Below are 25,714 nucleotides of genomic sequence, written 5' to 3'. Positions count from 1 at the left end.
TCATGAAATTAGATGACTATTTAAAATTAAACAACACCACGAGATATGAAGTTGCTAAAATATCCGGCATACCAGAAACATCATTTAAAAGTATACGTAATAGGGATGTCAATAACTTATCTGGGCGTTTTTATCGTGCCATAGGGTTAGTGTTAGGTAAGACTGGCGGACAGGTGTATGACGAAATCACAGCTGATGATAACACGGTATTTAACTTCTTAGGCAAACACCACGTTCACGACAAGGAACGTGTGACCGAGTTACTAGATTACATGCTTTATTTCAAAAAACATGATATTGATGTCACTAATGTATCATTCAACAGATTTGAGAATGAAATAGAAAGTGGCCACATTTCAGGAGATGAAGATGATGTGCTTCAAGTCATTGATAATATGATCGAAACTTTTAAAACAATGAAAGAAAATGTTGAAGCTGGTAATTTGCCTATACCTAAAAAAATGGACTAACCACGTATTAAATTACGTGGTTTTTATTTGTTCAAATTTAACATATTTAATAGGAAGAAAAATATATTTATTATACTTGATTGAAGCAGCAATTGTGCTTTTCATTATTAGTTTATTGATGCTCCTTATTTTGCCTAATCTCGGCTCACAGCGTCAAAAAGCAGTTGAAACACATGCAACGGCAATGGTGTCTACTGTACAAACACAAATAGATTTGTATGCAAATGAACATCCTGAAAACGGTTCAATAACGATGAATAATTTGGTGGCAGAAGGCTATTTAACGGCAAAGCAGGCTCAAAAAGTCAAAGATTTAAATATTACAGTTGCAAATAATGAAGCGCACAAATAGCGGATTCACTTTATTAGAATCTTTAATTGTACTTAGTATCGTGGCGAGCATGTTATTGATTAGTTGTACAATAAAACCACATTATCAACAAATGGCACAATGGGAGCCAGCGTTTAAATCTCAATGGCATCAGACTAGATTGACTGCACAGCAAACACAAAAAAATGTTACTGTGACATTTGATAGAGATGTGGTGATGTTTGGTCCTGATAGTTTTAAGTATCCAAAAGGTTATAGCAATCATGTATGCACACAGATAAAAATATTGAAAACGGGCTACGTTGCGCCGACAACAATTGTGTTAACAACTGGTAAACAGACAATTAAAATTATTTTTAGTTTAGGAGGGGGCGAATATCGTGTTGAAAAGACGTAAATCAGGCTTTGTGTTGGCAGAAGCTTTAATATCTCTCTTACTGATAAGTACTGCAATAACGTTTGAATATGAACAGGTTAGAAATTTTAAACAACAAGATGCACGTTTAAAAATAGAATATCAACATGTTTCGGCACAACGAGCTACCGCAATAAAGTCATGGCATGATTATGTTGAAAAATAGTAGTGCTGCATTTACCTTATTGGAGTCACTAATCGCGGTAATAATTACGGGATTGGTGTTCATGACAATACAATTTAGTCTCTCTTTGTTAAAACCGCAGACACAAACACCATTAGACATAACATTGCGTGCTGTGACACACCAAATCGAGGTTCAAAAATATACTTTGGTATCGGCACATACAGACCATGTAATTTTAAAAAATAATGAAGAAAAATTAATGAAGTTAACCGTTTACAAAAATAGGTTACAAATATCGGCTGTAGGTGCTGGTCAAGTTATTATGGCACAAAATATTAGTCAGTTAACTGTTTTTGACCGAACAACTTATTTAGAGCTGGAAGTAGTTAATTGTCAAGGTCAAAAAGCAAGTGGCTTACTTTATCTTAAAAAAGGGGGAAATCGTGTTTAAAAAAAGGCAAGCATCAATTTTAGTGTCCTCATTAATACTCTTGGGTTTACTTGGTGGTGTTATGGTTTTACAAAATATAACTTTTAATGCGCAGTTAAAATCAAGATCTCAAATGATTATTTTAACAAAACTTGATCAAATACAGTTACAGGCAAGTTTAGCGTATCATAAAAGTCACCATCAAAATGACAAATTCGGTCATGTTAAAACAACTGTGGTGAAAAACCATATTGTCATTGAGCTAGGAAATAAGACTTACACGCGAGAGTTACTTGTGTAAACATCTTGAAAATAATATGAAAAAAAGCTAAAATAAGTCTATGACACAAGAAAAAATCGCAACATATTTTGAGGCACTAACAACTAGCACACAAGCATTAGCACAAGATGCAGATATTAGCATGATTGATGCGTTAATTGAGGTACTAGAAGATATTCATGCTGGTAATATTCAACATGAATTAGATATGCCAACAGCGGAGACAACTGACAAAATACAAAATTTAATCACTGATTTTGATTGGCAACATATGACACAAGCAGACTTAAGAAAAGTATTGCAGTTAGTTATTTTGAAAGCTAATCGAGACGATAAAACGCCTACTAATTATCAATTAACACCAGATGGAATCGGTTATTTGTTGGCAGATTTTTTGTCACAAACCGCAAATTTATCAGATGGTGACACGATCATAGATATTACAGTGGGAACGGGTAATTTACTTAATACAATTAACGATGTATTAATAATGAACAATGTGAAAATCAAACGAATAGGTATTGATAACGACGACACGCAATTAGCGTTAGCATCAGCTGTTGATGAGTTACTTAACCAAGGCACAACCGAATTTTACCAAGAAGATGTAATTTCAACAAAAGATGTTCCTAAATCTAAAGCAGTTATTGCAGATCTGCCAGTAGGTTACTACCCAATACAACCAGGGGATGATTACGATACGCGTGCGACAGAGGGCCGATCATTTGTGCATCACTTGTTGATTGAAAAAAGTTTGGAATTTGTAACTGAAGATGGTTGGGTCTACTTAATTGTGCCAGCCAATATTTTAAACGGAGACAATGCTAAAAACTTATTAAAACTTGTGGCTAATAAAGCACAACTTAAGGCTTTCTTGCAATTACCAAATGAATTCTTTAAGGATCAACGCGCAGCTAAAGCTATACTTGTACTGCAAAAAAAAGATGTTGGAACAAAAACAGAGGTGTTAATGGGGCAGTATCCAACTTTAAAAGATATTGCTGCTTTGAAAAAATTTTTGCAAGAAATTGCTGCTTGGGTTAAACTTGATAAAGAACAGGATAGTATATAGTATGTCATAAAATATAAAGTGCTAAACAATATTTTTTATGGCAGAATCCTATGTATTAAAATGTAATAGATCAGAACACATTCAAGAAAGACAGGTAAAAATCAAATCATGGCTAAGACAATGGCTGTTAATGCGGGGAGTTCATCATTAAAATTCCAATTATTGGAAATGCCAGCAGAACAAGTAATTGCGCAGGGTGTTATTGAACGAATAGGTATGGATGATGCTATTGTAACAATCAAGTATGATTCTGAAGTGGAACGCTTGATTGATGACTCCGAAGATGAGGATCATATCACCCTTTCTAAAAATGGCAAGGACAAAAAATATGAAAATGTGCTTGCAATTAAAGACCATCAACAAGCCATTAATTTTATGTTACAAAAATTAACAGATCTTGGCATTATCGAAGATTTTAATGAAATTACAGGTGTTGGACATCGTGTTGTCGCTGGTGGTGAATGGTTTAATCATTCGGTTGTTGTGAATGATTCAGTTCTAGAAAAAATTGATCGGTTAGCAGACTATGCACCATTACATAATCCTGCCAATGCCATGGGAATCCGCGCTTTCCAAAAATTATTGCCAGATGCTTTGTCGGTTGCCGTATTTGATACGTCTTTCCACCAATCTATGCCTGAAGAAAACTATCTTTATTCGTTACCATATGAATACTACACGCGATATGGTGCACGTAAATATGGTGCTCATGGGACGTCACATCGTTACGTTGCGATGCGGGCAGCAGAAATGCTTGGCAAAGACTTGAAATCATTGAAATTAATTACACTCCATTTAGGTGCAGGTGCCTCAATTACAGCTATTAAGGATGGCAAGTCACTTGATACATCAATGGGATTTTCGCCACTAGCAGGTGTCACAATGGCTACACGTTCGGGTGATGTTGACCCCTCGCTTGTATACTATATTCAAGAGCGCGAAGGTCTATCTAATGATGACATGCTAAACATATTGAACAAGAAATCAGGCTTACTTGGTTTATCAACTATTTCTTCAGATATGCGTGATTTATTGGATGTGCAAGATACAAATGATCATGCTAGATTAGCAGTTAAAATTTTTATTAATCGTATTATAAAATATATTGGTCAATACATCGCCGAAATGGGTGGTGTTGATGCAATTGTATTTACAGCAGGTATTGGGGAAAATTCGATACCAGTTAGACAAGCAATTATTGATAAATTAGAGTATTTTAATGTGTCATTAGATATTGAAGCTAACAAGATTCGTGGAAAAGAAGTAGAAATTTCGACGAAATCATCACGTGTAAAAGCCTTATTAATTCCAACAAATGAAGAATTAATGATTGCCCGTGATGTAGAATCATTGAAGTAAAATTTTTTAATCTTTTGCGTTAATAAATATGATAAAATGTAACAAGGCGGCTAGTATGAAATATGCTAGTCGCTTTACTATATAACGCAATTTTAGAAGGTAAATTATGGAATCTAGAAAAAAAAGACATCAACATGAAATTAAAGCTGCCGAATCGCTAGACGCAGCACAAAATAAATTATCTAATGGTAAACGAAGAAAAATACATGGTACACGAAATCGTATAATTGGAGTGATTTTAGCAATTTTTGTCATTGTAGGCATTGTATTTATGGCAAAAACATTATTGACAGATAAGAATGCAGCATTGAATCCACAGGATACAACTTTTAAAACTGTTAATATACCAACTGGTTCAACAGCTTCACAAATGGGGCAAACGTTACAAAATAAAAAAATAATCAAAAATAGTAAAAACTTTTACAAATATGCCATGTCTCAAGGGGCTGAAAAATTACAAGCAGGCACTTACCAACTGTCACCTTCACAAACAACACAGTTAATTTTTGAACAGATGACGAGTGGACCAGGTGCTGCACCAAAGTTACCTAAGGGTTATGTGTTAGTTTCTGTTGGTCAAACAGCTGATCAAGTTGCGCAACACATTGCTGATGAAGTTTCAGGTGTATCTGAACAGGACATTCTGACAGCATTAGATAGTAAATCGTTAATTAATCAAATGCAAAAAAAATATCCTGATTTATTGCGTGGCGTGGATCAGTCAAATACGAAAACAGGTAAATTATTAGATTATATTTATCCGCAAGCATTTGATTTGAGTAAAGATAAAACAGCGCATGCAGTTATTGCTAACTTGCTGGAAGTATCTAATAAAACGATGCAACCATACTATGGTACGCTTAAAGAAAATGGTTTGCCAACACCAAATATTATGGCCTTACTAGCAACTTCTGGAAAATCTGAATTTGAGAGGCGCCTAGCATTTGTACGCAAAGTGGCCCCTTATGCGCAAGAATTATCGAAAAAGTATGGCTTATTAGCGTCAGTATCTATTGCGCAAGCAGCACACGAATCGAATTGGGATAATTCTAAATTATCTTCAAAGTATAATAATTTCTATGGTGTCAAAACGCAAGATGAAACGCCGGGTAAATCTGTTGTATTAGATACAACGGAATATGTTGATGGTAAGCCAGAAACACAACAAGCACGTTTTGCAGTATATGACAGTTGGAAAGACAGTATGCGTGAACACGCTGAAACCATTGTAAATGGGAATACGTGGAATCCAAATCAATTTAAAGATGTTATTGCTGCAAAAAACTACAAGCAAGCAGCTAAAGCACTCTATGATAATCATTATGCCACTGATGTTAATTATACGAAGTTATTAGTTAATGTTATTGAAACTTGGAACATGCAACGCTATGATAAATAACTAATTGTCTTAACAGAGAAAACTATCGAGAAAGTAAATTTCTTGATAGTTTTTTCTATGTTTAGCTATGCTGAATTATGTTTTAAGTTAGGTTATTTATCACAATTAATGAAAACGTTTACAATTTCTTAGAAAAGATTGTGTAAACGTTTTCATTCAGGTACAATAGTCTTGTTAATAAATCATGTAAAATAGCATGATCAGGATAAGGAGTCGTAAAATAATGAACGTAGCAATTCTTCTGGCATTGGTTCCAGCATTAGCGTGGGGGTCTGTGGGACTCGTTAATACAAAAATGGGTGGGACAGCTGGTCAGCAAACTTTGGGAATGACATTTGGGGCATTGATATTTGGTCTAGGGACAATGCTTTTATATGTTATACCAAATCATGCATATTTAGGTCCAGAAATATGGATTGTTGGTATTGCTTCAGGGCTAGTTTGGGCCATAGGAACAGCTGGTCAGTTTTTGGCAATTAAAGATCTCGGTGTGTCACTTGCTATTCCATTATCAACCGCTGGTCAAATAGTTACAAATGCTTTGATGGCCGCTGTTGTTTTGGGTGATTGGAAAACTGGGAAAATGTGGCTTATTGGAATCATTTCAATTATTGCTGTGGTGATTGGTGCAACCTTGATTTCTGCGCGTGATAGGGCACTAAATTCTGGGATTAGTGATCAAGTAAAAGCCAAAAGCATGACTAAAGGGTTATTATATTTAGTCATTTCAACTGCAGGATTTATGATTTACTTTGTGTTACCAAATTTTTTGAATAAAATTAATTATATTTCAGATGATATTAAGAATAAAAGTAATGGCGTCGATTATATGACCGCTATTGTTGGTCCGCAAGCTATTGGACAAGTTATCGGTGCATTCTTGATTGTTATTTTCGTGTTAAAAGAAGCAGATAAGATGTTTGGCAAGCCAACTTGGAAAAATATTGTGACAGGGTTGGTTTGGGCGATTGGAAATATTTTTATGTTTATTTCAGCCGCAAATCCCGCTGTTGGTCAAACTATCGCCACAACATTTTCACAACTTGGTATTATTGTAGCGACATTTGGTGGTATTTATTTGTTAGGTGAAAAGAAATCTAACTATCAAATGAAGCTAATCATTGTTGGAACAATTTTAGTGGTGATTGGCGCTATTATTATTGGGAATATCAATAAATTTGTATAATGTGATAGACTTGATTTTTATCGGTAAACATACTGTTATGATATTTTAATTAATAGAATAAAACATCAAAAAAGACTTACAACTATGCAGGAAGCTAATATCTTAGAATTTATTTTTCTAAAGATACTAACTTCCTGCTCATGTAAGTCTTTTTTGATACTATTTTTCAACTTTTAAAATCTCAACACTAATGTTATCTCCACTAGGTAATGGTACGTTGACTTTGTCACCAACTTTTTTACCGAGCAGAGCAACAGCCATTGCTGATTCGTTTGAAATTTTACCTGCTACAGGATCAGATTCAGTTGATCCAACAATAGCATATGTTTCAGCATCTTCATTTGGTAATTCTTTAAAAGTTACAGTTTTACCAAGTGAAACTTCATCAGCTGCTGTTGCATTTGGATCAATAATTTCAGCATTTTCAATCATTTTTTTCAAAGTTTGAATGCGGCCTTCAACGAAAGCTTGTTCATCTTTTGCAGATTGATACTCTGAGTTTTCTGATAAATCACCATATGAACGTGCAATTTGAATTCTTTTAGTAATTTCTGGGCGTTGGTTTGTAATGAGATCTTCCAATTCAGCTTGTAGTTTGTTGCGTCCCTCAGCTGTCATTGGAAATACTTTTTCTTCTGACATAAAACAAATTCCTTTCAAGTTTGCAATTTTATTGCAAATAATAAGCAAAAAGAGCATATCATGTGGAACGTTTTCTTGCAAGTGTTTTTTTAAGTATCAGACTGAGTATTAAAGCCAAAACAGCCAATAGTGATATAAATAACCCTGCCCAGAACAGTGGTGGCGTATATTTAAACTGGATCGTATGTTTACCAGGAGTTGTATGAACAGCAATAAAATAATTTGCGACTTTACTTGGTGATGCTGATTTGCCGTCCAAAGTAATATGCCAACCCGGTGCATCAGGAATTGTTGTTATAATTAATTGTTGCTGTTTAGTTGTGGTAATTTCACCTGCTATCAAACGTTCATTTCGTTTAGTGATTTTAATTGGATGTTGCTTTAACTGTTGATTGTTTCTCTGGAACTGATTATTATCAACACGATAAAGGGTAAAATTATTTAAAACAAGTGATTGTGTATTTTTAAAACGAATGGTAACTGTTTGAGGCTTATTTTTTGCCTTTGTGACTAAATTAACTAGAACAGTGTGACGATAGGAACTAAATTGCGTAATGACTTTATTATTGATTAACAGGTCAAATTCCTTGATGGGCAATCCTGAACCAAGTGTGAGATAGTAACTATCATTTGTTGCTGGGGTAAACTGTAAATTTAATTGGGCAGGTTGTGCTTTGTTTTCTTTTGTTAATATAGCCCCTGTAATACCAGTCGGTGCGTTAACATTATGTCCGATGGCTTGCTGAAAATTTTCAACATGAATAGGGGATGTTGCATCGCCAGACAAATCTTGCCAAAGATTACCTTGATTTTGTAGGGGATTATTATATAACATAGGGGTCTTTAGAGCTTTTGAATTAGCCGAAAAAGCAATAGGTAATGCATAGGGGTTGTTTAGAACGTTACTTGTACCCTTATTTGACTGTAAGGCATATTTGATTGTGTCTGGCCGATATCCAATGAGATGCGTGCTAGGTTCACCAGCGCGTCCACGGTCGTGGTTATTTGGTGTAAGGACATATTTCATTCCGAGTAAGGCATCTGACAAAATGCTGCCATTGCTATAAACAACGTAATTATCCCCATCAGGTTGACCAAAATTGCCAAAAAAATTGGGGGTTGTTTTTGGTAGAGCAGAACTAAAGTGTGAGCCGCTATAATAATCAAGCATCATGGCATCTCCACGTGTTCGTTGAAATGTTTGCGCCACACGATACCATGATTTATCTTTTTTAAGAGTCTCATCAGCTATATTAAGAGATTTGATGCTGTTTTGGTATTCTGTATTTGTGAGATAAGAGAAACGATTGAGAGATAATATAACGTTTGAAGCCAAAGATATTGTTGTTATAAAAATGAGAATTGGGAGCCATAATCGTTGCTGCTGTTTAAACAGCAGCATTGATAATGTCAGCAGAAAAAGACTAACAAAAATAGCCACACTTTGTTGACTAATATATGCAATTTTATGAGTCATTGTGAGTGCATAAGCGGTAAAGGCAACTAAGATTAATAAAATGATGATAATGGTACTTAAATTTGGGCGCCAATTGGGCTGCCAAGAGAGCGCAGCCAAGTAAATCATGAAAAAACTGATAATAAAACTGAATCGGTAAGGATACCAAACAGGATATTGAAAACCATGGAATATTAAAGTTAACGGTGCCCACGTTGTAGCCAAAAATAACAAGACAAGAATAGTAGCACCACCTAATTTAACTGTCCAATGTAATGTTTTGGTGGTAAAAAAAGTTAGTAATGCAATTAATATAAATGCAGAAACATAGAAATTTGCTTGACCTGTTTGCATTTGGTTAAAATCAAAACTACCAGGAACAAGTTTGAATAGGAGTTTCAGTGGATTATTATCAAATTTTAATGACCAATCGGAACTGTACTGTGCCTTACCTAGTTTGAGTTGATAGTAAGTTGGTAATATTAGCCAGGCGCTCAAGGCACCACCAATAAAGCTGCCAACTACAAAGTGTTTTAAAGTTTGCCAACGCGGTTGTATTTGATTTGGCCATGTTATACGCCATATAAAATAAATTGTTATAAAAATAACGATCATGTAGGCAATGTAATAGTTACTAATAATGGTTAAACCAAGAATAAGCGCATAGCGCCAATAAGTGGGACGATTAAAAAGTTGTTCAAGTTGCAAAATAAGAAGGGGCAACAAAATTGCTGCGTCGAGCCATAGTAAATTCAGATCATTAGCAATAAACCAGCCCGAAAGAGCATAATTAATTGCGAATAATGAAACATAATAATTTTTTTGTAGTTTTAAACTTTTTAAAAGATAGGCCATTGATAAACCAGCAGTTCCAAATTTTAAAACAGTGACTATTAAAATAGCTGCTGGTAGTTGCATGAGTGGCACAAATAAATAAATTAAATTAAATGGGCTCATTAAATAATATGCCCATTCACTGATCATATCACCGCCTAACGCATTACTAAAAGAGTAAAAAAAACTACTCGGATGTGATATCAAAGTGTGTTTGAAAGCAGCAAATTGGTCAATATATTGTTGACCTAAATCGACTGTGAGAACAGAACTTGTGCCAAATGGGGACATACCACGATATATGAAATAACTGAGCATGACTAATAATGGTAACCAAAAACTTAGTGCTAATGGTGATATGAAAATATTTTTTTTATTCATATTACTAATATAACAAATTTTCGGGGTATTTTTAGCGATAAAATGAGATTTGTGGTAATCTAGATAAGTAGTTTATTGATGAAAATGGGGTCAAACATGCAACGTAATCCTTACTTAGAAGATCGTGACAAAAAAAATAACGCGAGCGCCAATCTGCCTGCGCGTTTAAATATCCTGCTTGGTATTGCATTGACATTAATGATTGCACTTATTGTTCAATTAGCTTTTTTGACGATCAAGCAAGGTGCCTATTATCAGAGCGAAGTTAATCGTAATGATGAAACAATTGAAAAAGGTAACACGCCGCGCGGTATGTTTTATGATGCGACTGGGCGTGTTATTGTTGGTAACAAGGCGCAAGCGGCAGTGACGTTTACACGTGGTACGTCAGTGACGTCATCAACTATGCGTGGAATAGCTACTAAATTAAGTAAGTTTATGACAATTGATACTAAACGGCTCAGTGAACGTTCGAAAGTTGATTTCTACTTAGCAAATAAGTCAAATAATGAAAAAATAACTAAAATTATTACAAAAAAATATAAAAATGATAAATTATCATTAACCACCGAACAAATTAATATGTATGAAGTTAGGTATGTACAAAAGCATGATTTAGCAAAGAATGTCGATCAAAATGCTGCTATGATATTTCAACGTATGAGTGGCGCGTACACATTATCCACAACATTTATTAAAGAGTCAGACGTGACAAATACTGAGTTGGCTGAAATCGGTGAGCGGTTAAGTGAATTTCCAGGCATTAAACTTGGTACGAGTTGGTCACGACAGTATCCAGAAGGGAATGAATTTAAAACGCTTGTTGGCACTGTGACTAATGAGGCCACCGGGCTGCCAGAAGATCGGTTGCATACGTTGCTTGCGCAAGGTTATTCACAAAATGAGCCGGTTGGTAATTCAAGTCTGGAAAAAGATTATGAATCCATTTTGAAAGGATCAGCTTCGCAAACACTTGTTACAACAGGCAGTGGCGGTCAAATTAAATCTTCTCAAATTAAATATAATGGACAGGCTGGGGATAATGTTAAGTTAACGATCAACGCGCGTTTTCAAAGTGCTGTTCAAAAGATACTTGAAGATAATTTGCCAGGCGGCGATGTTGAGGGAGCATACGCTACTGTCATTAATCCGTACACGGGCGGTATTTATGCGATGGCTGGTGTCGATCGTAATCATGAAACTGGACAAAAGACTGCTGATCCATTAGGTAACATTAACCATGCCATTGTTATGGGATCAGTTATCAAGCCGGCGGTATTGGCAACCGGTTTTCAAAAAGGTGTTATTTCACAAAATAATACAGTGTTAAATGATCAGGCAATCAAAATTCAGGGTACGCCAGCAATTACATCTTATTGGAACCAAGCTGGCACACCAACACCAATCGACGCGGAAACAGCGTTGGAACGATCGTCAAACACGTACTTTGTACAATTAGGTATGAAGATTGGTGGACAAACTTATAGTCCTGGATCGGCATTAGGGTTACGTCCGGATGCTTTCCAGACCTTACGAAACGGATTAGGTCAATTTGGCTTAGGTACAAAAACTGGTGTTGATATTGATGGTGAAACAGCTGGTTACCGGGGTGCAACAACTGGTGAAGCACAAGGTAAGTATCTATATGAAACTTTTGGACAATATGATTCATATACGACGTTGCAATTAGCACGCTATGTATCGGTAATTGCTAATGGTGGCTATCTTGTAGCACCTCATATTGTTGGCGCGCTGACACAAGGGCAGCCTAATAGTGATAAACAAAAAACTGTTTGGACTGCAACACCAAAGGTACAAGGACAAGTTAAATTAGATGCTGGTGAGTGGGATACCATTGAGAATGGTATGAATCGTGTCGCTAATGGATCTGATGCTTGGAACACGGGTGGCGCAGATATGCACAAGCTCATACCAAAAGTGCACGCTAAGACAGGAACTGCAGAAACTGTTACTAATGGGAACCAAACGTATACAGAATCAATGGTTGCTTATACACCTGGTCAACCATTTGCGATAGCCATGGCTATACCAGGTATGAATAACTATTTAGATGGCACCAATGGGAAAATATCTGCTAAAATTATTGATGCTTATTGGCAATATGTGGAAGCAAAACCGAATTCAAAATAAAAAAATTCAAACGACTGTTTGAATTTTTTTATTGAGTCAATTTTTCTGAAATGGCAACAGAGTCACCAATGTAGGATTCTGGATGTAAAATAATTTGTGTTATGAACGCTGCGACACTTGTTCGTGTAATTGGTCTACCAATAATTTCTGCATCACGTGCTATTTGAATCTGGAGTGATTGCATGACATTATCATCAATTAATTCATTAGGACGCACAATAGTATAATCTAGTGCGGATTGTTCAATACGTTTAACGGCGGCAGCTTGGTCGCCCATATACGTATTTTCATTGTCGATTGTGCCAAGAATATTGACCCATAAACTGCGTTTATCAGCAGGTAGCTCATTGTGAACGCCAATGGTAGCAACCCAGATTAATCGTTTTACACCCACATGATGCATAGCGTTGACAACACTATTGGCCGCTGCTTTTTGACGACCCTCCGCACCAATATTTGCGTAAACAATATCGACGTCTTTAAGTGCTGCAATCATGGCGTCTTCGTCAACGGCATCAAGACCCTTAATGCCTTTTTCGGGACGCGCATGAAGTGAAGTTAATTTAATTTCTGTATCGGTATTAGCTAGCATAGGGACAACAAGTTTTGCGATCTGACCGTTAGCACCGAGAATTAGTAGTTTTGTCATACTTTTATTTTAGCATGAAACGCTGAGAAGCGGTAAAATTGATATAAGAAAAAGAGAGGGTATAAATGTCATTATCATATCAACAATTATTAACTGCCGTACCATTAGTTTTACGTGGCGGAAATGTACCAACTATTGTTGGTGAAGCAGGCATAGGAAAATCAGCTTTGGTATGTGATGTTGCAAAAAAATTACATGCCAAGTTATTTACAACGGTGGTATCTTTGTCAGAAAAGGGTGATTTGGCTATTCCAATACCACCTCTAACAGAATCAGCTTTTTTGATGACGAAAAATTATGGTCGATTAGCCGATGTGAAGTTTGGTTATACACATACATTGATTCAAATTATTCAACAAGCAGAATTAGCACCGAAACAACCGATTATTTGGTTTTTAGATGAATTTAATCGGGGCTCACAAGCAGTTCAAGGCGAACTCATGAATTTAGTGTTGCAGCGTCAAATTAATGATTTAACTTTACCAGATAATGTGAATCTTATTTTAGCCGAAAATCCAGATGATTCGATGTCTGGATTTGAGAATTCAGATTATGCTGTGCAAACATCGGATGCGGCAATCAAAGATCGTACCACACGCTTAGTGATGTCTGTATCAGTCAGTGGTTGGTTAACATGGGCGGGTCAAAGTGATAATAAACGTCAAAATATTCACACAATAGTACGTCAGTTTATTGCTGAAAATGCTGAATTACTCTATCCAGACACGCGCGGGGCAGACTTGAATCCCACCCCTCGTGCTTGGCAACGCGTATCAGATAATTTATTTGAATTGGAGTTATTACCGGTTAAGGATCAAAATGACTTGCTATTTGACCTAGTGGCTGGTGATTTAGGACAACTGGTTGCGACACAATTCATGAGTTACGTGCAGCAACAAACGGCGAGTTTGACAGCAGTCGATGTGTTTGAAACACATCCTGATGGGCCAAGATTACCAAATGAAATCCGCCAAAAATTTCAAGACATGCCTGAAATTCAAAAATTAACGGTGATGAAAACTTTACTTTTAACGGCTGATATTGTCTTGGATAATCATGCTAGTCGATTTAGTCAGTTATTAAATTTGCTGGCACCAGATGGTCAGTATGCGCTTGTAAAGCAAATGACTAGCGCACCCATTTTAGATGATTTATACGTTTCTGATGCGCATTATGCTAATGTTTTGTATCAACAAATTATGGACATTGCTACACGATGAATGACAATGAAAAAAACAATTTAATTGTTGATGGGATTAAGACGTTGTTGGATGAATCACCATTATATGGCAGCATTGTGATGAATTTAGATCGTGAAAAGGACCTGAACTTAGACCATGCTTTGGCACTTAAGTGGCACAACCACCGCTGGTTTTTAGTGATCAACCCAAATATATTAACGCATCTGTTTACTAATCATAATCAAATTGCGTTGGCTTTGGCGCATGAAGCTCTCCATGTCATTTGGCAACATCCATTACGTTATGCCAAACAACATGAGCCACTGATTGATTTAGGAACAGACCTTGCTGTCAATCAGTATTTGCCAGATCAGTTAGGTGAATTACCTGGTGCCATGACGTTGCAAACAATTTTTGAGATGTATGGCAAAATGTTACCAGATCAAGAGGATTCAGCAGTGTACATTGCGCGCTTGGCAGAATTTTTAGATCAAGTGCCGTCGCGTGGCGATAATCAGTTGGACAGTCATAGTGGTTGGTCTAGTGTTAACGGGGCTTTAGATGAAGCTAAAGCAGCGCTTGATATGATTCTTAAAAAAGCAACTGAGGATGCCAAGCATTCAGGTCGCGGACAACTATCACTTGCAGTTCGTAAGCATATTGATGAAGTCATCGCGCCCCATCGAAATTGGCGTGCGATTATACGCACTGGATTAAGCCAACAGCCAAATAAAAGACGTGAATCACGTGCTAGGTTTAACCGAAGACAGGCCTATCGATTAGACCTAACTGGCGAAATAAGTGTTTTTAATGCGCAACTGGTTGTTTTTATTGATAATTCAGCATCAATTTCTGATCAACAAGCTGGTCTGATGGTGGCAAATGTTATAGCGTTAACGAGACAGTTTGATGCTGAGGTGCATGTTTTTTCTTTTGATACACAAGTGTATGCTATAAAAAAAATCAAAGATTGGGTGCGTCATACTGGTGGTGGAACAACTTTTAAAAGTATTTTCAGTGCATTAATTGATCAAAAATTTAATCCAAAACAAACAATTGTGGTCATTTTAACAGATGGTGATGGGGAAGAAGATGAGGTACAAACGGCATTTAAACAAGTTTATTGGTTGTTACCACAAGGTAAAAAATTGAGTATTAGCCAACCATTTGGTAAGGTTGTGGTTGTATAGTGCTTTAGAAAGGAGTACGTTAATTAATTTTGCTATGAATGATAAATTACAACCAAATGATCTACGTAGTTTTATTAATAAAGATATGCGTTTCAAACGTGCAGAAGCAGTGCTTAAGGATGAATGGGAATCATTATTATTACCTGAAGGTTGGGGTGTCAACATGATGACGTTATCCGACATTACTTTTGCAAGACACTTAAATCAAGTAAAAGCGGTACCAACAACGATTGATTTGGTAACGTTTGCCGGTGTCAAAAAATTTATTAGAAATAATTCATCTCGGTTATCACCGGATGTTGTGAAATTATTAGAGGAGCCTTTCTTATGAAAATTAATTTAATATTAGCACCTGAACAAGCACCTGCAGAATTGTTAGCATTACAGACTTTAAATCCAGATAAATTCTTCTATTTGGGTAAAGAATCACAATTAGCAGGGACGAATGTATTAATTATTGGTGCGCCTGACATGGTGAACCATTTTAAACGGCCGATGTTATTTAATAGCATAGTGACAGTCGGTCATTTAAGTGGTGATGTTATTCATCAAATTGCATTTCAAACTAAGGATAGAAATGATGAACTAATCGCACAACTTGTACCTGAAAATGCCATTCTTGCACAAAACAGTAATGGCAAATCAGACTATATGTTGTGGAGTTTTTGGCCTGATCACAAGGCGTTAGGATCTTTTTTAAATAGTGATAAATTTAATCAAATGAAAAAACTCATGAAAAATCCTTACACAACCAGTTATATTCATGTTAACTCTGCGCAACAGTTATCATTGACACATCAAATGCGTGATTTTGATGACAAAACATGGTGGGGATAACTCGTATCTTGCATAATTGGTTATTCTAAGCTACAATGAACTCATAAACTAAATAGATATGTCTGGGGTGCCATTTGGCTGAGAAACACCCATTGAACCTGATCACGGTAATGCGTGCGAAGGGAGATACATTTTCGAATACTAATTTTAAGCATTTTGTGCCTATTTTTGTAGCCGTTGATTGATTTCCTTTTGTGAATTCAAGCAACGGTTTTTCTATTGCCTTAATATTGTAAAACCAGACATGACAGGGAGAAAATTTATGAAGTTATCAGAAATAAAAGATAAAAAGCCGCTCGTATTCAATTATGCAAACTATGTGACACCACAATTTGTTGCTAATGTTGTCAATGTCATTGGTGGATCACCTATTATGGCACGTGAGTTAGAGGAATTTCCAGATTTAGTTGCTGCAAGTGATGCTGTGGTTATCAACAGCGGTACATGGCGGCGTTCGGAATTACTTGAAACCATTAAGCTAGCGCAATTAGCAAATCAAGCCGGTAAAGTTGTCGTTTTGGATCCAGTGGCAGTGGGTATACCCTCACGAAGCTTGCCAGTGGTAGCACTTATGGCAGATGCACAAATTGATATTATTCGCGGCAATGCAGCTGAAATTGCTTGGTTTGCTGGTGTTGATTTTTCCAGTCAAGGGATTGATGCAACTGGTAATGGGGATGTTAGAAAAATTGCATTATTGGCAGCCGAAAAGACAGGTGCAATTATTGCTTTAAGTGGTAAACAAGATGTTATTAGTGATGGCCACACAACGCTAACGATTGACGTTGATGTGCCCCTTTTGGCAACAAATGTTGGGACAGGTGATGCACTTTCTGCTTTAATTGGTACCTATAATGGTGATGGTATCTCAATTGAGAATACAATGAGAGCGATGGCAACAATGAAATTAGCTGGCGTAAAAGCAAGTAAAAAAGTAAAAACACCTGGTTATTTTGTTAATCAGTTATTAGATGAACTCTACTTGTTATCAGAAAACGAACTTGATGCATTTATTAATGGTGGTGGGATTCATGATTAATGACACACCGCAAGCTTTGACAATTGCTGGGACGGATTCTAGCGGTGGTGCTGGCGTTTCGGCTGATTTGAAAACATTTATGGCACAAGGTGTCTATGGCGGTAATGTCATTGTATCCGTTACTGCACAGAATACGCGTGGTGTTCAAGAAGTTCAAATGATACCACCTACAGTCATTACACAACAGATACAGTCAATTGCTGATGATTTGTCTATTTCTGCAGTCAAAACGGGTATGTTAGGTGACGCTCAAACTGTGAACACTGTTGCAAAAGCGCTACAAACCTATAATTTTGGCAGCTATATTTTAGATCCTGTTATGGTCGCCAAAGGCGGAGCAAAGCTATTGCGTGATGAGGCAATTTTGGCATTAAAAACGCAATTATTACCACTTGCGACTATGGTGACACCAAATATACCAGAGGCTGAAGTGCTAACAGAAATGACAATTCAAACACATGAAGATGTCAAAATAGCAGCATATAAATTACAATTATTGGGTGCTAAAAATGTCCTACTCAAGGGTGGTCATGGTAGTGAACTAGCGGTGTATGATTTTGTGTTACTTGCTGATGGGCGTCATTTTTGGTTGAAAAGTCAGCGAGTTGACACTGAAAGAACCCATGGAACAGGTGACACACTTTCGGCTGCTATCACAGCACAATTGACGCTCGGATTGGATATGAAAACTGCTGTTATAAAAAGCAAAGCTTATGTTGATGCAACTATTCGAGATGGGATACAAGTGGGCCATGGCCATGGCCCATTAAATCATCTGGCAGTTATTACAACAGAAAATCAACCGGAGGTTATAAATGATATTTAATCGCGCAATGTTAGCACGATACTTTATACTAGGCACGCAAAATGTGACAGATGAACGCATGTTTTACAAAGTACTGGAGGAGGCGTTGAGCAACGGTATTACCTTGTTTCAATACCGTGAAAAAGGTTTTGGGTCCTTGGTTGGCGCTAATAAATTACGTGTAGCACAACGAGTGCGAGAGCTTACCTCAGCCTATCACGTGCCCTTTGTTATAGATGATGATATTGTTTTAGCGCATATTGTGCACGCAGATGGGGTGCACTTTGGGCAGGGAGATGGTAATATTGCGGCTAACATTGTAGCAAGTCATGGCATGTTTGTTGGTGTGTCAGTATCTACTCAAGCAGAGTATGAACGTATTTCATTACTTTCTGGTATTGATAATATTGGTATTGGACCAGTATTTGAAACTAAAAGTAAAGCAGATGCTAAACCAGCAATTGGTTTGATAGCGCTTGAGAGATTAGTCGAACAAAGTCGCTGGCCAACGGTTGCGATTGGTGGTATTAGTCAGGATAATTTAGCGACAGTGTTAGCAACAGATGTTGATGGTGCTGCAGTGATTAGTATGATTAGTGACAGTTCGAATATTGAGAATGTATTAAAGTATTGGCAGCAATTATAATTGCTGTTTTTTTTGTTGAAAAACAATACTATTTTGCGTATAATATATACTATATTGAAAATAGTATACAAGAGGTTATAATATGATGATACAAACACCAACAGTGTTACTTGATGGCACGGTTTTGGCTATTTTAGATAAGCAAGACTTATACGGTTATGCACTGACTAAAAAAGTAAAACAACATGTGATTGTTTCAGAATCAACGATGTATCCTGTTTTACGTCGGTTGGAAAAGGGTGGCGAGCTAACCACCTACAGTGAACCTTTTGAAGGACGCACGCGAAAATATTATCAATTAACTGATAATGGTCGTGAACATTTGAGAGAAATTAAAAATGCTTGGCAAGATTTTTCCGCAGGTATTAACGCAATTTTAGGAGAATAAATATGAGTTACTTAAATGAATTAGAGGCGCACTTACATGCATTGCCACGTGATGAACGTGACGAAACGATGGCATACTATGATGAATACTTTACTGAGGCTAATTTAAGTAATTCAGCTGCACGTAAACAATTTGGGACACCAAAACAATTTGCACGTCGTTTAATTGCTGATTTTTATATGGATGCTGATGATGAATCAGAGATTAAGCCAAAACAACAATTGCGTATGATTTGGGTGGTTATTTTGGGGTTGTTGGCATCACCAGTTATATTACCGGTCGCCTTGATAATGGTAGCATTATTAGTTTCAGCATTAGCCACTGTATTTGGTATGGTATTGACGATAATTTCAATTGTCGTGGCAATACTCATAACAGCGATAGTTAGTATTATTACCGGTGTTGCAATTGTGTTTAACTCACTGAGTGGTGGTATTTTCTTCATTGGTGTCGGAATCGCTGCAATTGGGGTTCTATTATTAATTGGACCACTGATGGTATCATTTATGCGTGCGTGCTTTAATGGCCTAATCAACTTAATTAAAGCCATTGGTCGGCGATTTATAAAAAAAGGAGCAAATTATGAAGCGTAAAACGATTATTGGTTGGTCCTTATTGGTAGTTGGGGTTGCCATGGCAACTTCAACAATGTTGATTGAAAAACCGGGAAGGGTTATTTGGCATAATGGATTCTCTTATCAAAAAAGAGAATCTGTTAAAGATTATGATTTATCTCAGCAGTTACCTAGAAATACACAAGATATTCAAAAAATTGCGATAGACGCTACAGATACGGACATCTATGTTCAGCGAGGAGAAACGTTTTCGGTAACAGAGACGCAAGCTGAAAGTGAAAATAAAGCAAAAATTAGTTTTTCAAATGGTGAGTTGAAAATAGAAAAGCCAACAGGTGATCATTCTATTTTCAACTTTGACTGGCGTGAATTGTATCATGACAATTCGCCAAGATTGACGATTACCGTACCCAGTCATGTACATCTTAATGCAATTGGCATTACACAAGAAAACTCTGAGGTGACAGTGTCGGATGTTAATGCTAATACAATTAATGTCAGGTCAAATAATGATGATGTGAATCTCGTTCGCGTGACAGCACAAAACGCAATGGTTGACGTGAAAAATGCAGCGGCTAATCTACACAATGTAACCATTAACAAGTTAAGGGTCCAGTCAAATAATGATGATTTCAAGTTGACTGGTAGTTCGGTGAAAATACTTGAAGCTGATTTGAAAAATGGCGATGTAGATGTTGAACATAGCAAAATTGAAACTGGCGGGCACATACGCAATCAAAATGGTGATATTGTCATAGAAACAACAGAGTTACCCACATTTTTGACGCACAATAATAATGGTGATGTTGAAATATCATCGAATTTAACAAGGAAACAACGGGAAGATATTGCTCTGGCTATTCAGAATCAAAATGGCGATATTAAAATTAAATAATATCGAAATGACTATCTGTTATAATCAAAAAATTAAAAGTTATCGGTGACTAAACCTTAAGCGCGGACAACAGTTAAGGATGCATAAAAGTAGCTTAAGCATTAAAATTTTGGAACTTGGCTAGAATTAATTTCTAATTATATAGAAATTCTGTTGGGTTCCTGAACTAATTGGAATGTAGGAAATTATGAAAAATGATAGTATTAAAAATTGGTTAACACGCTTTATCAAGGGTATTTTTATTGCTTTAGGATTTATTTTACCCGGTGTATCTGGTGGTGTTTTGGCGGCCATACTTGGTCTTTATGAACGTATGCTTGATTTTATGGCACATATGCGTCAAAATTTTAAACGCGACTTCTGGTATTTCGTACCAGTAGGACTAGGCGGCATTGTAGGTATTATTTTATTAAGTAATCCATTAGAATATCTATTAACAACCTATAAAGCGATTATTTTGTGGGGATTTGCAGGTGCAATTGTCGGTACATTACCGTCATTATTTAGAGAGAGTGCTAAAGAAGGGCGTCAACGATCCGATTGGTACATTTTTGTTGGTACGATAGTTTTTGGTGGTTTATTTTTGTATAATATGACAGCAATTTTTGGTGAGATGCCAGTGAATTTTTTCTCGTGGTTATTGGCGGGTGGCTTAATTGCGTTAGGTATTATCGTGCCTGGGTTGAGTCCATCGAATTTATTACTTTATCTGGGATTATTTGATCCGATGATTAAAGGATTTAAAAGTGTTGATCTTAGTGTTTTTATATCAATGGCGATAGGTGGCTTAATAACGCTCGTGCTTTTTTCAAAAATTATGCATTATTTACTACAAAATTTTCATGCGAAAGTTTACCATTTTATTCTCGGTATTGTTGTTGTGTCAACACTATTGATTGTTATCCCACCAGTGGCTGACTATTCAGGTTTTACAGTTGTGAGTATGCTGATTAGTACTTTTTTGTTTGCAATTGGTGTATGGTTAGGTTATTGGATGAGTCATTTAGAACAAAAGTATAAATAAAAAATAACCTTTAAAAAACGAGCTGTGCAACACACAATATAGTGATTGTGTCCTGTGCAGCTCGTTTTAGGTTACGGTTTGAAAATTAAATAAATTGTTCGGATAAGCTTAAAAATTCATTAATATCTGATTGAATGAGATCAGCACCGGCCTGCCAAAAGTCAGGTTGCGTGAGGTCAACATTGAGATGCTTTTGAGCCAGTGCCTCAGATGTCATATTTGCTGTATCACGAAGCAAAGCAATATATTTATCTTCAAAGCCAGCACCATCTTTTTGTGCTTGGGCATATATGCCCGCTGAAAATAAATAACCAAATGTGTATGGAAAGTTATAAAAAGGCACAGAATCAATGAAAAAGTGAAGTTTAGAGGACCAAAAATGTGGATGGCGCACATCAAGAATACCATCAAACGCATTTTTTTGTGCTTCGTTCATGAGTTCGTTCAATCGTTGTGGTGTTACAACACCATTTTTGCGTTCAGTGTAAAAAGCATCTTCAAACAAAAAACGTGCGTGTATATTTAAAAACATGGCAATCGGATTTGTCATTTTGGCATCAAGTAATACTAATTTTTCGGCGTCAGATTTAGCACCGGAAACATTAGCATCATTGACAATGAGTTCAGCAAACGTTGAAGCAGTTTCCGCAACGTTCATTGCATAAGCGTCTCGCCATAACGGTAAATCAGTTAATTGTGCTGAATGGAAAGCATGACCAAGTTCATGAGCAATAGTCGCAGCATCATTAACAGAACCTGTGTAAGTTAAGAAAATACGAGATTCATGTAAATCAGGGACAGATTCCATATAGCCTCCAGGCTGCTTACCTGGTCGATTTTCTGATTCAATCCAGTTATTTTCAAAGGCCTTTCTAGCAAATTTGGCCATTTTTGGTGAAAACTTGCCAAATTGTTCAATGATGAAGGCTGCAGCATCATCGTATGATACTTCTTTTGGCTGATAATCACCAATATGTGTTAACGGAGCAACCTGATCTTGCCAACCCATTTCTTTTAAACCAAGTAACTGTTTCTTACGGTCAAAGTAAGGTTTAAACATAGATTTGTTAGCGTCAACAACACGCCACATTGTGTCTAAAGTGGCTTGAGACATACGATTCATTTCAAGCGGTTGTTCCAAATGGGATTGCCGACCATGGGCATTTTGATTTGTTAAACGAAAACCAGCTAAATGATTGAGTGTGTCGGCCGTTAAATTTTCAGCATTTCCCCACATTTTTTCATAGTTGCTCATGATATTAGCACGCGTGTCGTTATTGGGTTCACCATCCAACATGTTTAGGGCTTGTCCAGCGGAAATATGACGGGTTTTACTGTCTTCAGAATCAGTGTAGTTCATTGATAGAGAGGCAGAAATAGTATCGTAATGCTGTGACCAAGCTTGTTGACCGTCTAAGTCAAATTGATTAATTAAAGCTTCAGTTGCATCATCGAGTAGTCGTTTGGCATCAGTTCGTAATTCTGTGAGGTAAAAAGCAATTTGTTCAAGACGAGGTGATGTGAGCGCTTGTGCGAATGACGACTCATCTAAGGATAAGAGTAATTTTTGAAATTTATTCAAGGGTACTGAGAAGTCAACAAATAGTTTACCGAGTTTATTAAACTGTGGGCCATAGACGCTGTTACCATAGTCGACAGATGCTAAACCGTTGATAAAAATACTGATAGTACCTAAACCTGAGCCAATAGTTTGTGCTAAATCAGCCAGATCAGCAATTTTTTCTGATGTTGGTTCAGATGACATAACTTGTTGGTCAAAATTTTTAATCTGGTCGCCAACCAATTGATATTTTTGTGCTAGTTGAGGTGAATTGATACCGCCAGGGTAAATACTATCCAAATCCCAGTTTTGTGAATAAGTCATAAGTTATCCTTTTTTATTTTTCTTTTAAGTATACCATTATTTATGGTTTGACAATTGCAATGAAATGAAATTTTTATAATGATAGTCGGCAGTCGGTTTTGTTGCTACAATTCTTGAGGTGGTGTAAAATTATTATTTTAAGGGGTAAACGAATATGCACAACTTAGTCAAATGGGTGATTTGCGTTATTATAATCATTGCTATGATTTTACTTGTGGCAGGCATGTATTTTTTTCATGTTGCTCAAGTACGTGATCCAAAAGCCAATCAACCAGACGTCTTGCGCACAAAAACTAATCCGCTCTACCAATATGAGCATAAATTTTTAGCACGAGACAAACAAACATGGCATGAAACAACCAAAGATGGGTTAAAGTTAGACGCATGGTATGTGGCCGCAGACAAAAAAACAAATAAAACGGCCATTTTGGCACATGGTTGGCATAATAATAAAACAACTATGGCTATTTATGGTGAACTTTTTCATGATCTTGGCTATAATGTTCTCATCCCAGATAATCGTGCACATGGTGATTCACAAGGAAACATCATCGGTTATGGTTGGCTTGATCGACGTGATTATAGTCAATGGTTAAACCAAATTATTGAGACTAATGGCAAAAATTCAGATATTATCATGTATGGTATGAGCATGGGTGCTGCGACTGTCTTATCAGTTTCGGGGGAATCAGATTTGCCGTCACAAGTTAAGGCAATTATTGCTGACTCGTCATATACAAGTCTATTAGAAGAAACAAAACATGAAGCGGGTAATATGTATAATTTACCTTGGTTCCCACTTGTTAATATTACTTCAGGCATTTCAAAAGTCCGTGCAGGCTATTTTTATGGGGAAGCAAGTCCGTTAAAACAAGTGGCTAAAAGTTCGCGACCAACATTTTTTATACATGGTAGTGCGGATACTTTCGTGCCGACTAAAATGGTCTATTCTTTATATCATGCCCTAAACGCACCAAAACAGTTATGGATTGGTGCGGGATCAGAACATGTGCAAACTTTCCACGATCACCCCATTGAATACCGTTATAAAATCCAATCTTTTTTGAACCAATATGATAAATAATTGTAATAAAAGGAATGATTTAAATGAAATTGTCTCTTGTTTATAGGCGTACTTTTCATGATATAATAATGGATATTAAATGAGGGAATCATTAAACACCAGTTTATGTCACGTTTTTTTAATAATGAATTGACATTAATGTCATAGAGAATTTGGAAGAAAAAATTATGCAGGTAGTGTCAGAAAAAAGTAGTGCTGCCAATGATTGGCGCCGTATAGTGATTAAGGTCGGTACTAGCACGATTGTTGATGCATCAGGTGAGATTAAATATCCAGTGATTAATCGTTTGTCACAAACACTGACACAATTACAAAAATCAGGATATGACATTATTCTTGTTACTTCAGGGGCGATTGGTGTCGCGTTGCAACAGATGAAAATGGTGAAAAGACCAACAGATATACCGGCGCAACAAGCATTGGCAGCTATTGGTCAAAGTTATTTGATGGCTATCTATAATCAAAGTTTTGCTTTCTATCAACAGCATGTTGGACAAGTATTATTAACTTATGATGTTTTTAATAATAAGCAGATGCTACAGCATACAATTGACGCGATTGAAGCTATGCTAGCACAACATGTGATTCCAATTATTAACGAAAATGATGTTATTGCCGTTGACGAGTTAGATCATCAACATTCATTTGGTGATAATGATCGCTTAGCAGCTATTGTCACACATGAAACAAACGCTGATGGTCTCATTGTATTAAGTGATATCGACGCGTTATATACTGACAACCCTTATGTCAATCCAACTGCTAAAAAAATACCACTTGTCACGCAAGTAACGCCAGAATTAATGGCTAGTGCTAGTGGCTCATCAGATTTAGGAACCGGTGGCATGGCGACAAAACTTTATGCTGCTGAATATTTGATTTCAAAGCAACGCCAAATGATATTAATTAATGGTAAAAATCCTGCTACGATTTTAGATGTTGTAGCTGGCAAAAAAATGGGTACTTTATTTAAAGGAGTGTAA

The 25,714-nt window shown here is 36.5% G+C and carries 28 protein-coding genes and 1 riboswitch; of the genes, 24 read left to right on the top strand and 4 right to left on the bottom strand.

The genetic code is table 11. From position 1 onward, the window contains the following. Positions 1-2 precede the first annotated feature (2 nt). The 10 genes from LEGAS_RS10090 (at position 3) to LEGAS_RS07725 (ending at position 7,069) form a co-directional block, all read left to right on the top strand. Positions 3-470: a hypothetical protein gene (locus tag LEGAS_RS10090; RefSeq protein WP_013231891.1), complete on the top strand. Its 468-nt coding sequence runs from the start codon at positions 3-5 to the stop codon at positions 468-470. 118 nt (positions 471-588) lie between these two features. After that, on the top strand, positions 589-822 hold the full coding sequence (locus LEGAS_RS07765; protein WP_224155246.1) for a competence protein ComGC: 234 nt from the start codon (positions 589-591) through the stop codon (positions 820-822). Next, a complete protein-coding gene (locus LEGAS_RS07760) occupies positions 806-1,198 on the top strand; it encodes a prepilin-type N-terminal cleavage/methylation domain-containing protein (RefSeq protein WP_010390418.1) in 393 nt (130 codons plus the stop codon). The genes LEGAS_RS07765 and LEGAS_RS07760 overlap by 17 nt, the downstream gene beginning before the upstream one ends. Then, a complete protein-coding gene (locus LEGAS_RS07755; RefSeq protein WP_013231888.1) occupies positions 1,182-1,382 on the top strand; it encodes a hypothetical protein in 201 nt (66 codons plus the stop codon). Before LEGAS_RS07760 ends, LEGAS_RS07755 begins: the two co-directional genes overlap by 17 nt. A gap of 61 nt (positions 1,383-1,443) precedes the next feature. Continuing rightward, positions 1,444-1,794, top strand: a complete 351-nt coding sequence (locus tag LEGAS_RS07750) for a hypothetical protein (protein WP_013231887.1) — start codon at positions 1,444-1,446, stop codon at positions 1,792-1,794. Continuing rightward, positions 1,787-2,074 (top strand): hypothetical protein, encoded by a 288-nt coding sequence (locus LEGAS_RS07745; RefSeq protein WP_010390412.1) that lies wholly within the window; start codon positions 1,787-1,789, stop codon positions 2,072-2,074. Before LEGAS_RS07750 ends, LEGAS_RS07745 begins: the two co-directional genes overlap by 8 nt. A 40-nt stretch (positions 2,075-2,114) precedes the next feature. Continuing rightward, positions 2,115-3,125 carry a class I SAM-dependent methyltransferase gene (locus LEGAS_RS07740; RefSeq protein ID WP_013231886.1) on the top strand — a complete coding sequence of 337 codons (1,011 nt, stop codon included), beginning with the start codon at positions 2,115-2,117 and terminating at the stop codon, positions 3,123-3,125. A gap of 108 nt (positions 3,126-3,233) precedes the next feature. After that, entirely contained in the window at positions 3,234-4,484 is a 1,251-nt protein-coding gene (locus tag LEGAS_RS07735; RefSeq protein ID WP_010390407.1) for an acetate/propionate family kinase, read from the top strand. 106 nt (positions 4,485-4,590) lie between these two features. After that, a complete protein-coding gene (locus LEGAS_RS07730; protein ID WP_013231885.1) occupies positions 4,591-5,883 on the top strand; it encodes an endolytic transglycosylase MltG in 1,293 nt (430 codons plus the stop codon). Between the two features lie 223 nt (positions 5,884-6,106). Further along, on the top strand, positions 6,107-7,069 hold the full coding sequence (locus LEGAS_RS07725; protein ID WP_010390406.1) for a GRP family sugar transporter: 963 nt from the start codon (positions 6,107-6,109) through the stop codon (positions 7,067-7,069). A 159-nt stretch (positions 7,070-7,228) separates the two neighbouring features. On the opposite strand, the gene greA is transcribed toward LEGAS_RS07725, so the two are convergent. Both greA and LEGAS_RS07715 read right to left on the bottom strand, forming a co-directional pair. Beyond that, positions 7,229-7,711 (bottom strand): transcription elongation factor GreA, encoded by a 483-nt coding sequence (gene greA / locus LEGAS_RS07720; protein WP_013231884.1) that lies wholly within the window; start codon positions 7,709-7,711, stop codon positions 7,229-7,231. Positions 7,712-7,769: 58 nt separating this feature from the next. After that, positions 7,770-10,382, bottom strand: coding sequence for a YfhO family protein (locus LEGAS_RS07715; protein WP_013231883.1), 2,613 nt, complete (start codon positions 10,380-10,382; stop codon positions 7,770-7,772). A gap of 96 nt (positions 10,383-10,478) precedes the next feature. On the opposite strand from LEGAS_RS07715, the gene LEGAS_RS07710 reads away from it, so the two are divergent. After that, positions 10,479-12,533 (top strand): penicillin-binding transpeptidase domain-containing protein, encoded by a 2,055-nt coding sequence (locus LEGAS_RS07710; protein WP_013231882.1) that lies wholly within the window; start codon positions 10,479-10,481, stop codon positions 12,531-12,533. 28 nt (positions 12,534-12,561) lie between these two features. Here LEGAS_RS07710 and LEGAS_RS07705 read toward each other — a convergent pair whose 3' ends face one another. Beyond that, entirely contained in the window at positions 12,562-13,182 is a 621-nt protein-coding gene (locus tag LEGAS_RS07705) for an NAD(P)H-binding protein (RefSeq protein WP_010387095.1), read from the bottom strand. A 65-nt stretch (positions 13,183-13,247) separates the two neighbouring features. On the opposite strand from LEGAS_RS07705, the gene LEGAS_RS07700 reads away from it, so the two are divergent. From LEGAS_RS07700 to LEGAS_RS07650, 11 genes are all read left to right on the top strand, one after another. Then, positions 13,248-14,402, top strand: a complete 1,155-nt coding sequence (locus LEGAS_RS07700; RefSeq protein ID WP_010387096.1) for an ATP-binding protein — start codon at positions 13,248-13,250, stop codon at positions 14,400-14,402. Then, a complete protein-coding gene (locus LEGAS_RS07695) occupies positions 14,399-15,553 on the top strand; it encodes a vWA domain-containing protein (RefSeq protein ID WP_013231881.1) in 1,155 nt (384 codons plus the stop codon). The genes LEGAS_RS07700 and LEGAS_RS07695 overlap by 4 nt, the downstream gene beginning before the upstream one ends. 34 nt (positions 15,554-15,587) lie before the next feature. Then, positions 15,588-15,884: a hypothetical protein gene (locus LEGAS_RS07690; protein ID WP_010387097.1), complete on the top strand. Its 297-nt coding sequence runs from the start codon at positions 15,588-15,590 to the stop codon at positions 15,882-15,884. After that, positions 15,881-16,390: a hypothetical protein gene (locus tag LEGAS_RS07685; protein ID WP_013231880.1), complete on the top strand. Its 510-nt coding sequence runs from the start codon at positions 15,881-15,883 to the stop codon at positions 16,388-16,390. The genes LEGAS_RS07690 and LEGAS_RS07685 overlap by 4 nt, the downstream gene beginning before the upstream one ends. A gap of 53 nt (positions 16,391-16,443) precedes the next feature. Then, positions 16,444-16,532: riboswitch (TPP riboswitch) on the top strand. Positions 16,533-16,652: 120 nt separating this feature from the next. Beyond that, a complete protein-coding gene (thiM, locus tag LEGAS_RS07680) occupies positions 16,653-17,429 on the top strand; it encodes a hydroxyethylthiazole kinase (RefSeq protein ID WP_013231879.1) in 777 nt (258 codons plus the stop codon). Further along, positions 17,422-18,255 (top strand): bifunctional hydroxymethylpyrimidine kinase/phosphomethylpyrimidine kinase, encoded by an 834-nt coding sequence (gene thiD, locus LEGAS_RS07675; RefSeq protein ID WP_010386889.1) that lies wholly within the window; start codon positions 17,422-17,424, stop codon positions 18,253-18,255. The genes thiM and thiD overlap by 8 nt, the downstream gene beginning before the upstream one ends. After that, positions 18,245-18,880, top strand: coding sequence for a thiamine phosphate synthase (gene thiE, locus LEGAS_RS07670; protein WP_010386887.1), 636 nt, complete (start codon positions 18,245-18,247; stop codon positions 18,878-18,880). The genes thiD and thiE overlap by 11 nt, the downstream gene beginning before the upstream one ends. A gap of 82 nt (positions 18,881-18,962) precedes the next feature. Then, positions 18,963-19,268 carry a PadR family transcriptional regulator gene (locus LEGAS_RS07665; protein WP_010386886.1) on the top strand — a complete coding sequence of 102 codons (306 nt, stop codon included), beginning with the start codon at positions 18,963-18,965 and terminating at the stop codon, positions 19,266-19,268. Between the two features lie 2 nt (positions 19,269-19,270). Next, positions 19,271-19,861, top strand: a complete 591-nt coding sequence (locus LEGAS_RS07660; protein WP_013231878.1) for a DUF1700 domain-containing protein — start codon at positions 19,271-19,273, stop codon at positions 19,859-19,861. Beyond that, the gene (locus tag LEGAS_RS07655; RefSeq protein ID WP_013231877.1) at positions 19,851-20,738 is read left to right on the top strand and encodes a DUF4097 family beta strand repeat-containing protein; all 888 of its coding nucleotides are present in this window, start codon (positions 19,851-19,853) and stop codon (positions 20,736-20,738) included. Before LEGAS_RS07660 ends, LEGAS_RS07655 begins: the two co-directional genes overlap by 11 nt. A 187-nt stretch (positions 20,739-20,925) precedes the next feature. Next, the gene (locus LEGAS_RS07650; protein ID WP_010386882.1) at positions 20,926-21,762 is read left to right on the top strand and encodes a DUF368 domain-containing protein; all 837 of its coding nucleotides are present in this window, start codon (positions 20,926-20,928) and stop codon (positions 21,760-21,762) included. 85 nt (positions 21,763-21,847) lie between these two features. Here LEGAS_RS07650 and LEGAS_RS07645 read toward each other — a convergent pair whose 3' ends face one another. Next, positions 21,848-23,647, bottom strand: a complete 1,800-nt coding sequence (locus tag LEGAS_RS07645; RefSeq protein ID WP_013231876.1) for a M3 family oligoendopeptidase — start codon at positions 23,645-23,647, stop codon at positions 21,848-21,850. 154 nt (positions 23,648-23,801) lie between these two features. On the opposite strand from LEGAS_RS07645, the gene LEGAS_RS07640 reads away from it, so the two are divergent. Together LEGAS_RS07640 and proB are read left to right on the top strand one after the other, a co-directional pair. Further along, the gene (locus tag LEGAS_RS07640) at positions 23,802-24,731 is read left to right on the top strand and encodes an alpha/beta hydrolase (RefSeq protein ID WP_013231875.1); all 930 of its coding nucleotides are present in this window, start codon (positions 23,802-23,804) and stop codon (positions 24,729-24,731) included. A gap of 167 nt (positions 24,732-24,898) precedes the next feature. Beyond that, positions 24,899-25,714: a glutamate 5-kinase gene (gene proB / locus LEGAS_RS07635; RefSeq protein WP_013231874.1), complete on the top strand. Its 816-nt coding sequence runs from the start codon at positions 24,899-24,901 to the stop codon at positions 25,712-25,714.

The organism is Leuconostoc gasicomitatum LMG 18811 (genome assembly GCF_000196855.1).
Lineage (GTDB): Bacteria > Bacillota > Bacilli > Lactobacillales > Lactobacillaceae > Leuconostoc > Leuconostoc gasicomitatum.
This window is presented reverse-complemented; position numbering and strand designations above follow the sequence as displayed.